The following is a 12827-nucleotide window of genomic DNA, read 5'->3' as shown; positions in this document are numbered from 1 at the left end:
TGTACCCCCGCGGTCGCCGCCTCACACGCGAGATGTCGATGTCTTCGTGAGCCTTCTTGCATCGCCCCCGTAACCCGTTCCGATCTTTCCTGTTTTTTCCATCTAAAGCGCGTAATGCTGCGGCCCTCGCGTGATCTCCTCTGAGAGAGAAGGAGGATCACTGTGCGTACCGTCCTCGTGTGCGTCCGTACCCCGCTGGCGGCCCAAACCGTCGCGTCCACCGCGGCCCGGCTCGGCATGACCGGCGTCGTGCGGACGGCGGTCAGCGAGACCGAGGCCATGATCCGTCTGGCTGAACGTCCGGCCGAGGTCGTGCTGGCCGACACCGCCGTGACCCGTCCCGACAGCGTCGGTTTCACCCGGCGCGTCCTCGCTCGCGCCCCGCAGGCACAGCTCGTCCTGTTCGGTGCCGAAGACCCCCGGGTCGCCGCCGCGGCAGTCGCCGCCGGTGCCCGAGGCGTCATCCGCGGCGTCGAACACGACCTGGTCAGCGTGGTCGCCAAAGCCCTACTACTGCTGTTGCTACCGGTCCGCCCGCAACCGGGCATGCCGATCAACGGCGCCAACGCGCAACCGGCCACCGTGGCCGGCGGCGCCCGCAACACCAACTCGGCCGCCGCCCGCGGGCTGCACCGCGACGGCCTCGGCATGGGCTCCCCGAACAGCGGGACCGTGCCGGCCATGCTGCCCAACTCGCCGATGGTCCCGGCCCAGCGCGGAGACGCGCCGCTGGACCCGGCGACCGGCCGACCGATGGTCTGGCCGGGCAACGACGGCACCGGCGTGGGGGTGGCCGAGGGCGCACCCGCCGGGCGGCGCCTCACTCTCACCGAACGTGAGTTGCAGGTGCTGCGCGGAATGGCGGACGGCAAGAGCAACGCCGAGATCGGGCGCGAGCTGTTCGTGTCCGAGGACACCGTGAAGACGCACGCCCGGCGGCTGTTCCGCAAGCTGGGTGCGCGGGACCGGGCACACGCGGTGGCGGCGGGCTTCCGGGCCGGATTGGTCGCTTAGCCGGCCGGGTTGGCGCTTGGCTGGATGGGTTGGCGCTTAGCCGGCCGGGTTGGCGCTTGGCTGGATGGGTTGGCGCTTGGCTGGATGGTGGTGGCGGGCGGTTCCGGGTGACCGGGGCCGCCCGCGCCGTTTCCGCCGGCCGGTCGCCCCGGTCGACGCGACGGGCGCGGAGCGCGCCCCGGCGTCACACGCCCCGTGGCCGTGTGTGGGGTTTGGGTGCGGGGCGCGCCTTTGCGGCACACGCGTGGTGGTGGGGGAGCGGTGTGTGGGGTTTGGGTGCGGGGCGCGCCTTTGCGGCACACGCGTGGTGGTGGGGGGAGCGGTGTGGGGGGTTTGGGTGCGGGGCGCGCCTTTGCGGCACACGCGTGGTGGTGGGGGAGCGGTGTGTGGGGTTTGGGTGCGGGGCGCGCCTTTGCGTCACACGCGCGGCGGTCGGGGGAGCGGTGTGGGGGGTTTGGGTGCGGGGCGCGCCCTTGCGGCACACGCGTGGTGGTCGGGGAGTCGCGCGGGCACCTGGCGGAGCACGGCGGGCCGCAAGCTCCGTGATGTCCGGGTGTGCAAGTCGCCGACGAAAATCTTGGCGCCGTAGGCAGGTCTTGGAGGCGCCCTGCCCCCGGGCGGGCCATTTCGCTCCAAGAATCGCCGCTGCCGATGAGATCTGCGGCTACGGCCGCGCGGACGTCGATCGCTGCCCGCCGGGGCACTGCGCTCAGGAGGGGTCGTCGTCGGTGCCTTCGGTCAGGGTGTCGTGAACGCCGTCGGCGTAGCCGCGGGCGTACTCCCACGTTACGTAATGGTCGGGGTCCGGGTCGTAGGCCGGCTCGTGGACCCGGGGGCGCCCCGAGGTGAGTAGGTGGCGCAGGTTGCCGCGCAGCAGATCCCAGTCGAAGTAGTGCGGCTCGTGGCAGTCCTCGCACTCGATGACCAGCCCACGGATGCCCGTCGGACTCAGCAACGCCTGGTAGATCTCCAGGTCGGAGAGGTCCTCGAGCACGTCCTGCCGCTCGGCCTCGGTCAGCGGGTCGCTCTCGACGTCGTCGTCGGCGTCGTCGAGTTCCGCGGCCGGGTCGGCGGGGTCGCCGGTGAACGGGTCGATCGGTTCTTCCTGCACCCCCATACCGTACTCATGTCGGGCGCGTGTGTGCTGGCCCGCACGTGGTGTCCGCCCCGCGGAGCGGACTCGCGCGATGGGTAGGATGAGACACTCGCCTTCTCTCTTGGGGATGATCCGTGGACATTGAATCGGCGCGCTCGGTTCCGCTCGGCCTGACCTTTGATGACGTTCTTCTCCAGCCGGGCGAATCGGATGTCGTCCCGAGCCGGGTCAACACCATCACGCGGTTGACCCGCAACATCGAGCTGTCGATTCCGCTGCTGTCGGCCGCGATGGACACCGTCACCGAGGCCCGGATGGCGATCGCCATGGCCCGTGAGGGCGGCATCGGGGTCCTGCACCGCAACCTGTCCCCGGAGGACCAGGCGGCCCAGGTCGACCTCGTGAAGCGCTCCGAGTCCGGCATGATCACCAACCCGATCACCTGCAGCCCGGACGACACCCTGCGGCAGGTCGACGCGCTCTGCGGGAAGTACCGGATCTCCGGCGTGCCGGTGGTGGACGCCGAGGGTGTGCTGGTCGGCATCGTCACGAACCGCGACATGCGGTTCGTGACCGACGACAGCGCCAAGGTCCGCGAGGTGATGACGCGGATGCCGCTGATCACCGCGGCGGTCGGCGTCACCAAGGACGAGGCGCTCGCGCTGCTGCAGCGGCACAAGGTGGAGAAGCTGCCGCTGGTCGACGACAACGGCCGGCTGCGCGGGCTGATCACGGTGAAGGACTTCACCAAGAGCGAGCAGTACCCGAACGCGACCAAGGACCCGCAGGGCCGGCTCCGGGTGGCCGCCGCGGTGGGTGTCGGCGACGACGCGTACAAGCGGGCCCGGGGCCTGATCGACGCGGGTGTCGACGTGATCATCGTGGACACCTCGCACGGTCATCAGCGCCAGGTGCTGGACATGATCGCCCGGCTCAAGCGGGACACCGGCACGGACATCGTCGGCGGGAACGTGGCGACCTACGCGGGCGCCAAGGCGATGGCCGAGGCCGGCGCGGACGCGGTGAAGGTCGGCGTGGGGCCCGGTGCCATCTGCACCACGCGGATCGTGGCGGGCGTCGGCGTACCGCAGATCACCGCCATCATGGAAGCCACCCGGGCGTGCCAGGCGGCCGGCGTGCCGGTGATCGCGGACGGCGGCATCCAGTACAGCGGCGACATCGCCAAGGCGCTGGTGGCGGGCGCCGAGACGGTGATGCTGGGCGGGCTGCTGGCCGGCTCCGAGGAGAGCCCGGGCGACCTGATCTTCATGAACGGCAAGCAGTACAAGTCGTACCGCGGGATGGGGTCGCTCGGCGCCATGCAGTCGCGTGGCCAGGCCAAGTCCTACTCCAAGGACCGCTACTTCCAGCACGACGTGCCGGAGGAGAAGCTGGTGCCGGAGGGCGTCGAGGGCCAGGTGCCCTACCGTGGCCCGCTGTCGCGGGTGGTGGCCCAGCTGGTCGGCGGGGTGCGCCTGGCGATGGGTTACGCCGGTGCCGAGACCATCCCGGACTTGCAGGCCAAGGGCCAGCTCATCAGGATTACCGCGGCAGGTCTGAAGGAGAGCCACCCGCACGACATCCAGATGACCGTCGAGGCACCGAACTATCACTCCCGTTAACTCATAAATGAGGTCAGGACATGCGTGACGTGGTCGAGATCGGGCTGGGCAAGACCGCGCAGCGGGGGTATCACCTCGACGACATCGCGATCGTGCCGAGCCGGCGCACCCGCGACGTCGACGACGTGTCCACCGAGTGGCGCGTCGACGCGTACCCCTTCAAGATCCCCTGCGTCGCGCATCCGTCCGACGCCACCATGAGTCCGGAGTCGGCGATCGCGCTGGGCCGCCTCGGCGGCCTGGGCGTGCTCAACGCCGAGGGACTGTGGACCCGGTACGAGGACCCCACCAAGGTTCTCGAGGAGCTGGCCTCGCTGGACGAGGAGGCGGACGCCACCCGGCGGTTGCAGGAGGTGTACGCCGAGCCGATCCGCCCCGAGCTGATCGCGGAGCGGGTGCGCGCGGTCCGGGACGGCGGCGTCACGGTCGCCGTCCGGGTGTCGCCGCAGCACACCCTGGCGCTGGCCCCGGTGATCCTGGACGCGGGCGTCGACCTGCTCGTCATCCAGGGCACGCTGGTCAGCGCGGAGCACGTGTCCACCACGGACGAGCCGCTCAACCTCAAGGAGTTCATCGCCGACCTGGACCTGCCGGTCATCGTCGGCGGGTGCACCGACTACAAGACCGCGTTGCACCTGATGCGTACCGGTGCGGCCGGCGTGATCGTGGGCGTCGGCGCGGACGAGTGGGCCACCACCGACACGGTGCTCGGCATCCGGGTGCCGATGGCGACCGCGATCGCGGACGCCGCGGCGGCGCGGCGGGACTACCTGGACGAGACCGGCGGCCGGTACGTCCACCTGATCGCGGACGGCGGCATCTCCACCTCCGGCGACATCGCCAAGGCGATCGGCTGCGGTGCCGACGCGGTGATGCTGGGCGAGCCGCTGTCGCTGGCCGAGGGCGCGCCGGCCGGCGGTGCCTGGTGGCACTCGGCGGCCAGCCACCCGAGCCTGCCGCGCGGCGGTTTCTGCATCGCCGGCGAGCCGGACGGCACCCTCGAGGAACTGCTGTACGGCCCGGCCGACCGCCCCGACGGCCAGCTCAACCTGTTCGGCGGACTGCGGCGGGCGATGGCCAAGTGTGGCTACCGCGACGTCAAGGAGTTCCAGAAGGTGGCCCTGGTCCTGGACCGCTGAGCGTCCACCGTCGACCGGGATCACGCCGGTCCCGTGGAATCGAGTAGCATCGCTCCGTCCGACTCGGCACGGGGGTCGAGCGGCACGATTCCACGGGGGAACTTTGATGTCACGGGGACTGTCCCGACTGCTTCGTCCTGCCTCGGTCTGTGTTCTCGCCGTACTGGTGAGCGCGACCGGTGGCACCGCCGCCCGCGCCGCCGGTGGACCGGTCGCGCCCACGGCGTACGACTTCGTCACCCGGCTGCAGATCGGCACGCCGGGTGCGGCCGATGCCCGGTCCTGCACCGGTGTCCTGATCGGACCGCGGGCGGTGCTCACCGCCCGGGAGTGCGTGGCCGGCTCGACGTCCGCGATCACCGCGGTCTTCCGGTCCGGCGCCGCCGTCAAGGTGGTGGACGTTCGGCCCGACGCCGCACCGAACCTATCCCTGGCGATCCTGACCCGGCCGGTGACGACGGCCGCGATCCCGCGTGCCACGGCCGCCGCGGCGGCCGGCGACGCGCTGACCGCGGTGGGCTTCGGGCGCACCGCGGACACCTGGGTCCCGACCGAGCCGCACGCCGCCACGTTCGCCGTGGAGGAGGCCGCCGGTGACCGCCTCGACCTGGCGCCGGCCGGCTCGGCCGGGCTGTGCCGCGGCGACGCCGGCGCGCCGCTGGTCCGCGACCTGGGCGAGAACCGCGCCGAACTGGTGGCGGTGGCCCGCCTGGCCGGGCAGAAGGGCTGCATCGGCTCGTCCGACACGACCGCCGCGGTGGTGGCCCAGCCGGTGCCCGCGCTGACCCTGCCGGCCGCCTCGGCGGACCCGTTCGACCAGCTCACGCTGACCCCGACGGACGCCGGCGTCGCGCCGGTGGCCAACGCCGGATTCGGCACCGCGGTCGCGACCGCCGACTTCAACAAGGACGGTTTCCTGGACGTCGCGGTCGGCGCCCCGGCGGACACCACCGGAGCGGCGAACGACGTGCCGTCCGGCACGGTGACCGTGTTCGCCGGCGGCCGGAACGGACCGGCTGCGGGCAAGCGGCTGCTGCAGAGCCGGTGGAACGCCGCGGACGAGGCCGGTGACCGGTTCGGCTCGGCGCTCGCCACCGGCGACTTCAACAAGGACGGCTACGCCGACCTGGCGATCGGCACCCCGGGCGAGGTGGTCGGCACGATCAAGGCCGGCGCGATCGCGGTGTTCTCCGGGTCGGCCAACGGCCTGGACCAGGCCAAGGGCTTCGACCAGAACGACATCGGCCGCACCGACGGCGCCGGGGACGAGTTCGGCAAGAGCCTGGCCGCCGGCGACTTCAACGCGGACGGCTACACCGACCTGGCGATCGGCACACCCGGCAAGGTGATCGACAGCAAGCGCAGCGGCGAGGTGACCGTCCTCAAGGGCAGCGCGTCCGGGCTGGTCAAGGCCTGGTTCGTGAACCAGTCGTCGGCCGGCGGCGCGAACGAGGCCGGCGACCTGTTCGGCGCCTCGGTGGCGGCCGGCAACGTCCTCGGCCCGAAGACCGGCACGGTGCACGCCGATCTGGTGGTCGGCGCGCCCGGTGAGGCCCCGGGCGAGGACCCGCAGGGCGGCGCGATCTTCATCATCCCCGGGTCGGCCAACGGCCCGGTGACCTCCGGCGGCGTCGGCCCGAACCAGGCCGGCAACGGCGGGGCGAACGAGACCGGGGACCGCTTCGGTGCCGCGGTGGCGGTCGGCGACTTCAACAAGGACGGCTGGGGCGACGTGGCGATCGGCATTCCCGGCGAGGCGCCGAACGCCGACCCGCAGTCCGGCACCGTGACCGTCCTCCCGGGCGGCAACACCGCGCACGGCGCCGCCTTCGGCCTGGCCGGGACGGATTTCGCCAACAACCCCAACCGGACCGGTGACCTGTACGGCAGCGCGTTCGCGACCGGCGACGTCAACGCGGACGGGTACGCCGACCTGCTGATCGGCGCGCCGGGACGCAACGGCAACGCGGGCGTGCTGTACGCCTACGCCGGCGGCGCGGTCAGCACCGCCCGGCCGAAGGCGCTGACGGCGCTGCAGATGATCCGTCAGCAGGACGTGTACGGCACCGACGAGGCAGACGACCGGTTCGCCGCCGGGCTGGTGCTGGGTGATCTGAACAAGGACGGCAAGGCGGACGCCATCGTGGGCAGCCCCGGTGAGGCCGCCACCGGTGAGCCGAACGCCGGCTCGGTGACCACGCTGTCCCGGGTCGCGGGCACGCCGTGATCCGGCGGAGCGCGCCGGTCGTCGCGTTCCTCGCCGCCGGTCTCGCGCTCTCCGGGTGGTCCGTCGTACCACCGTCCGTCGAGGCACCGGCGCCGTGTGCGCCGGCGCCGGCGGTGGTGGCGCACCGCGGCGGCACCGAGCGGGCGATGGAGAACACGGTCGGCGCGTTCCGGGCGGCCGGCGCGGCCGGCGTCACCACCTGGGAGCTGGACGTGCACTTCGACGTCCGGGGCACGCCGGTGGTGCTGCACGACGCGACGGTCGACCGGGTCAGTCCGCTGAGCGGCCCGGTGGCGCAACTGGACGCCGGCAACCGCGGCATCCCGACCGACGACGGGCAGTACGTCCCGACGCTGCGCGAGGTGTACGCGGAGGCCGTCGCCCACGAGGCGTTCGTGCTCACCGAGCTGAAGGTGACGCCGACCGCCGAGCAGTGGCGCGCGGTGGCCGACGAGATCGACCGGTCGGTGGGCCGCGACGCGGTGCTGATCATGTCGTTCAGCCGGGACGTCGTGCTGGCCGCCCGGGACCACGTCCCGGGCGCCCGGACCGGCCTGCTGCACACCGCGGGCTACCTGCACGCGGACCAGATCCGGGAGTACGGCGACGCGTTCCTCAAGTCGTACTCGGCGATCAGCGCGAGCCGGGCGACCGAGTGGCGGGCCGGCGGCATCCGGCTGTACGCCTGGACGGTCAACCAGGAGGCCGACTGGCCGCGGATGGCCGCGATGCCGGTCGACGAGATCATCACCGACCGTCCGATCGCCTACCGCGCATGGGCCGCCCGGCAGTGCGCGGTGGGCGGCTCCTGATCGGGACTGCGACGTAGTGTCGGTTGGTGTGAGGGGACACCGATATCACTGGGCACGGGTCGCGGCCGTGGCGTTGCTGGCGGGCGGCTGCACCTCCGACGGTGCGCCGCCGGCCGCGCCGCCCAGTTCCGGGCCGCCGCCGGACTTCCGGCCCGGCGCCGAGGGCATCGGCGACCCGTACTTCCCGAAGTACGGCAACGGCGGGTACGACGTCGGCGGGTACGACCTGAAGCTGCGGTACGACCCGAAGTCCGGCCAGTTGCGGGGCAGCGCCACCGTCACGGCCACCGCAACCCAGGACCTGTCCCGGTTCAACCTCGACCTCGCGCACCTGGTCGCCGGCAAGGTCACGGTCGACGGGCGGGCGGCGCGCGCCACCGCGGACGGCAACGAACTGGTGATCACGCCGGCCGCCGGGATCACCCGCGGGACCGCGTTCACCGCGGTGATCGAGTACTCCGGCCGCCCGGAGGCGTTACGCAACGAGGAGCTGGGGGTCGGCGGCTGGTTGCGTACCGACGACGGCGCGTTCGCGCTCGGCGAGCCGGAGTCCGCCAGCACCTGGTTCCCGGTGAACGACCACCCGGCCGACAAGGCCACGTTCGCGCTGGCCATGACGGTGCCGGCGGGCGTCGAGGCGATCAGCAACGGGGTGCCGGGCGAGCGGACCACCGACGCCGGCTGGACCACCTGGACCTGGACCGAGAAGGCGCCGATGGCGAGCTACCTGGCGACCGTCGCGATCGGCCAGTACCGCGTCTCCACCAGCACGCACGCCGGCAAGCCGATGGTCATCGCGATTCCGGAGTCGTTGCCCGCGGACGGTCCGGCGGCCCGCTCGATGGCCCGTACCGGCGAGGTGGCGGACTTCCTGGCCACCCGGTTCGGGCCGTACCCGTTCGACGCCTACGGCGGCATCGTGCTGGACGACGACCGGGTCGGCTACGCGCTGGAGACCCAGTCACGGCCGGTGTACGGCAACACGTTCTTCCGGAGCGGCACGCAGACCACGGTGGTCGCGCACGAACTGGCCCACCAGTGGTTCGGCGACAGCGTGGCGCTGGAGCGCTGGAAGGACATCTGGCTGAACGAGGGCTTCGCCAGCTACGCGGAGTGGCTGTGGCAGGAGCACGAGGGCGCCACGACGGCGGAGCAGAACTTCGCCCGCCGGTACGCCTCGTTCGACTGGTCCGAGCCGCCGGGCGATCCGGGTCCGGAGGGCATCTTCAGCCAGTCCGTCTACCAGCGCGGCGCGATGACCGTGCACGCGCTGCGCAAGACGATCGGCGACGAGGCGTTCTTCCGGCTGCTCAAGTCGTGGCCGGCCGAGCAGCGCAACGGCAACGTGACGACCACGGAGTTCATCGCGGCCGCGGAGAAGGAATCCGGCAAGGATCTCGACTCGCTGTTCCAGGCCTGGTTGTTCGGCACGACCCAGCCACCACGTCCGTGAACTCAGGCCCGAGTCCGAGCGGCGAGGCGCGCCGGTACGAGATCGATCCGGACCCGGCCTGGGACCTGTCCGGCGAGGAGGACGGCGTGCTCAGCGTTGAACTGTCGTGGGCGCCGGACGCGCTGGCCGGCCGTCCGCCGGAACTGGTCGCCAGCCCCGAGCTCGTCGCGGCGATGGCGGCCGCGGGGCTCACCGGCTACACCACCGGTGCGGCCCGTGGCTACTTCGGTGACGGCGCGTTCGGCATCGAGGATGGCGCGATTGCGCCCGAATTGATTCGCCTCATCGTCGGCGACGACCCGGCGGCTGACGTCTCGTACGTGCGCGGCCAAGGGCTGGCCGTGTCCGAGCGTGCTCTGGCCCTGCTTCGAGCCCAGTGCCAAAGCCTGACGGTGCAACAGGGCGGCTGAGGTCAGATGCGTGACGCAGCCGCCGCGTACCCGGCCGTCAGCGGTGGACCAGTTCCGGGTGATCCGCCAGGTACGTCTCCGGCCGGCCCTGCGCCACCGCGCGCAGGAAGCCACGGCCGACCGACGTCAGTTGTTCACCGGCGTACCCGCCGCCGCTGCCGATCGACGCGCCGGGCAGGCCGACCAGGGTGAGGTCCGCGGGGCTCAGGTTGCGCAGCGCGTACGCGTACTCGATGGGGTTGCGGCCACCCACGTAGAGCAGCGTGTCGCCGAGCGCGGTGAGCACCGACTGCAGTTTCGCCGGATCGGTCGCCAGACCGGCCGTGCCGACCCGGGTGAGCAGCGCCTCGACCAGCTGGCGCTGGTGCCGTTGCCGGGTGTAGTCGCCGCCGGGGGTGTAGCGCTGCCGCGCGTAGTCGATCGCCTGCCAGCCCTTCAGCGTCCGCGTCCCGGGCAGGTAGGTGGCCTGCGGGCCGGTGTACCCGCCGCCGCCCGAGCGCATCGTGCGCATCGTGCCGTCCGGTCGCCGGTGCTGCGAGACCACCTTCTGGTCGATGCGCAGGGTCACGCCGCCGAGCGCGTCGGTCAGCCGGCTCAGGCCGTTGAACGTGAGCACCGCGCCGGCGTGGAAGGTCTCGATGCCGGTGTAGTCGGAGACGGCCTGCTCGAGCAGTTCGTAGCCCTGTGCGGCGCTGGGCCGGTTGGACCCGGGTACCCGGGAGCCGCGGCTCATCGCCTCGGTGATCTTGTAGCGCCCGCCGCGGAAGCCGGCCTTCGGGAACGCCGGCACGTTCACCCGCAGGTCGCGGGGGAGCGAGTACAGGTAGCCGGACTTCAGGTCGGCGTCGACGTGCAGCAGCATGATGGCGTCCGCGTGCGGTTCCCAGTCCGGGATGCTGACCCGGGTGTCCACCCCGACGATGAGCAGGTCGAGCGGGCCGGTGATGTCGGCGCCGGCCGGCGGCTCCGGGCTGGCCGAGGTGGGCGGCGGCGTGGCCGGCGGGGTGGCCGGTGCCGGGGCGGCCACCGGCGGGTCGGTCCGCTGGGCGAGGGCCAGCGCGATGCCCGCGCCGGTGAGAACCAGGACGGCCGCGATGGCGGCGATCGTCCAGACCACCCGTGTGTTCCGCACACCGGAACACTAGGTGAACGGAATTCCCAGCTCAATGACCGATGATCTCGATACGTGAAACTGTGTCCCCGTTTCCGGGCGGGGTGGCCGTACGCTGACCCGCGCGTTTCGCCTCCGGCGGGCGCGTCAAACGGGGAGTGTGTGCGTGAAGAAGCTGGTGGGTGCGGCCGCGGCGGCCGTCGTGGTGGCGATGACGAGCGTGACCACCTGGGCGGTGGCCGAGGTGATCGAGCCGGGAGCGGTGCGGATCGTCGTGGGCCTGAAGGCCGGCGCCGACCAGCAGGCGCCCGCCCGCGCCGTGTCGAGGTTCGGCACCCGCTGGGCGGCACCGAGCAGCTCCGGCCGCGCGCAGCTGGACGAACTCCGGGCGAAGACCGCCGAGGTGCCCAGCGATCGCCGGGATCAGGCCATCACGGCTCTGCGGGCCGATCCGAACGTCGCCTATGTCGAGGTGGACCAGCAGGTCGAAGCGTTCGACGTGACGCCGAACGACCCGCAGTACACGGCCGGCAACCAGACCGAGTTCAGCGACGTCAACGTGCCGGCCGCGTGGGACACCACCACGGGTTCCGCGGTCACCGTCGCGGTGGTGGACTCCGGGGTGACCGCCACCGGCGACCTGGCCGGCGCGGTGCTGCCCGGCTACGACTTCTACAACAACGACAGCAACGCCGCCGACGACGCGGGTCACGGCACCCGGGTGGCCTCGCTGATCGCCGCCCGCGGCAACAACGGAAGCGGCATGGCCGGCGTGTGCTGGTCCTGCAAGATCCTGCCGGTCAAGGTCCTCAATTCAGCCGGGCGCGGCTACGCGAGCGACATCGCCGAGGGCATCGTGTACGCCACCCGCAACGGCGCGAAGATCATCAACCTGTCGCTGGGCGGAGACTGGAGCAAGGTCGAGGCCGACGCGGTCGCGTACGCCAACCTCAAGGGCGTCCTGGTGGTGGCCGCGGCCGGCAACGAGAACAGCACTGCCCCGGTGTATCCGGCGGGGTATGCGGGAGTGGTCTCGGTCGGTGCCACCGCCTCCGGTTCGGATGCGCCGGCGTACTTCACCAACCGCAACTCCTCCACCACCAACTGGGTGGACGTCGCCGCCCCGGGCATCGTCACGTCGATGACCAACCGCGGCAGCTACTCGGTAGCCGAGGGCACGTCGTTCGCCGCTCCGATCGTGGCCGGCGTCGGCGCGCTGGTGAAGACCCGCAACCCCAGCTACACCGGCTACTCGCTGGCGAACGCGCTCACCGGCAAGGCTCGCAAGATCGGTTCCTGGGTGAGCGCCGGCATCGTCGACGCGCCCGCGTCGCTGACCGCCACCACCGACCGCCTGGCGCCCACCGTCACCGGTGCGTCGCCGGCCTCGGGCGCCAAGACCCGCGGCACCATCACGGTCAAGCCGACCGGCGTGGCCGACACCGGCGGCTCGGGCATCCGCAACGTCGACCTGTACGCCTACGGCAAGTACGTCAGCCAGGACACGACCGCGCCGTACGAGCTGAAGCTGGACACCACCCGGCAGAACAACGGCACGGTGGCGCTGACCGTCTACGTCTACGACCGGGCCGGCAACCGGGGCTCCTACAACCGCTCGATCGTGGTGGACAACCTGGCGCCGTCCGTGAAGATCACCAGCGCGCCGGCGAACAACGCCCGGGTCCGGGGCACCGTGACGGTCAAGGCGTCCGCCTCCGACTTCTACGGGGTCAACCGCACCGAGCTGATCATCAGTGGCCGGAAGGTGGCCACCGACAAGACGTCGCCGTACCAGTTCTCGTTCGCGGCGTCGAGCCAGCCGCGGAGCATGAAGGTGCAGGTCCGGGCGTACGACCAGGCCGGCAACGTGAAGTACTCCAGCACCCGCAACTGGACCCGCTGACCGGGTCCACCGCAACCGAAGCGCTACCGGCCCGCGCCGC

At 72.0% G+C, this 12827-nt stretch carries 10 protein-coding genes; 8 read left to right on the top strand and 2 right to left on the bottom strand.

Translation table 11 applies throughout. From position 1 onward, the window contains the following. Positions 1-162 precede the first annotated feature (162 nt). Positions 163-1014 (top strand): response regulator transcription factor, encoded by an 852-nt coding sequence (locus tag LDL48_RS38040; protein WP_225260019.1) that lies wholly within the window; start codon positions 163-165, stop codon positions 1012-1014. 709 nt (positions 1015-1723) lie between these two features. On the opposite strand, the gene LDL48_RS38035 is transcribed toward LDL48_RS38040, so the two are convergent. Continuing rightward, positions 1724-2125 (bottom strand): DUF5319 domain-containing protein, encoded by a 402-nt coding sequence (locus LDL48_RS38035; RefSeq protein ID WP_225260018.1) that lies wholly within the window; start codon positions 2123-2125, stop codon positions 1724-1726. Between the two features lie 119 nt (positions 2126-2244). On the opposite strand from LDL48_RS38035, the gene guaB reads away from it, so the two are divergent. The 6 genes from guaB to LDL48_RS38005 all read left to right on the top strand — a co-directional run bounded on the left by guaB (position 2245) and on the right by LDL48_RS38005 (position 9773). Further along, positions 2245-3732, top strand: coding sequence for an IMP dehydrogenase (guaB, locus tag LDL48_RS38030; protein WP_225260017.1), 1488 nt, complete (start codon positions 2245-2247; stop codon positions 3730-3732). 20 nt (positions 3733-3752) lie between these two features. Continuing rightward, complete coding sequence (locus LDL48_RS38025) at positions 3753-4871, top strand: GuaB3 family IMP dehydrogenase-related protein (RefSeq protein WP_225260016.1); 1119 nt, start codon at positions 3753-3755, stop codon at positions 4869-4871. Positions 4872-5037: 166 nt separating this feature from the next. Continuing rightward, positions 5038-7098: an FG-GAP repeat protein gene (locus tag LDL48_RS38020; RefSeq protein ID WP_225260015.1), complete on the top strand. Its 2061-nt coding sequence runs from the start codon at positions 5038-5040 to the stop codon at positions 7096-7098. Then, positions 7095-7910 carry a glycerophosphodiester phosphodiesterase gene (locus LDL48_RS38015; RefSeq protein ID WP_225260014.1) on the top strand — a complete coding sequence of 272 codons (816 nt, stop codon included), beginning with the start codon at positions 7095-7097 and terminating at the stop codon, positions 7908-7910. Before LDL48_RS38020 ends, LDL48_RS38015 begins: the two co-directional genes overlap by 4 nt. A gap of 28 nt (positions 7911-7938) precedes the next feature. Then, positions 7939-9363, top strand: a complete 1425-nt coding sequence (locus LDL48_RS38010) for a M1 family metallopeptidase (RefSeq protein ID WP_372472283.1) — start codon at positions 7939-7941, stop codon at positions 9361-9363. An 86-nt stretch (positions 9364-9449) separates the two neighbouring features. Then, positions 9450-9773 (top strand): hypothetical protein, encoded by a 324-nt coding sequence (locus LDL48_RS38005; RefSeq protein ID WP_225260013.1) that lies wholly within the window; start codon positions 9450-9452, stop codon positions 9771-9773. Positions 9774-9810: 37 nt separating this feature from the next. On the opposite strand, the gene LDL48_RS38000 is transcribed toward LDL48_RS38005, so the two are convergent. Continuing rightward, complete coding sequence (locus LDL48_RS38000; RefSeq protein WP_225260012.1) at positions 9811-10905, bottom strand: LCP family protein; 1095 nt, start codon at positions 10903-10905, stop codon at positions 9811-9813. A 145-nt stretch (positions 10906-11050) separates the two neighbouring features. Between LDL48_RS38000 and LDL48_RS37995 the strand changes: the two genes are divergently transcribed. After that, complete coding sequence (locus LDL48_RS37995; RefSeq protein WP_225260011.1) at positions 11051-12787, top strand: S8 family serine peptidase; 1737 nt, start codon at positions 11051-11053, stop codon at positions 12785-12787. Positions 12788-12827: the final 40 nt, after the last annotated feature.

Origin of the sequence: Jidongwangia harbinensis, from assembly GCF_020216025.1 — a bacterium.
GTDB classification, from domain to species: Bacteria; Actinomycetota; Actinomycetes; order Mycobacteriales; family Micromonosporaceae; genus Actinoplanes; species Actinoplanes harbinensis.
This window is presented reverse-complemented; position numbering and strand designations above follow the sequence as displayed.

Coding starts and splice junctions, on each gene's coding strand:
- LDL48_RS38025 (WP_225260016.1), top strand. CDS start 3,753: ATGCGTGACGTGGTCGAGATCGGGCTGGGCAAGACCGCGCAGCGGGGG.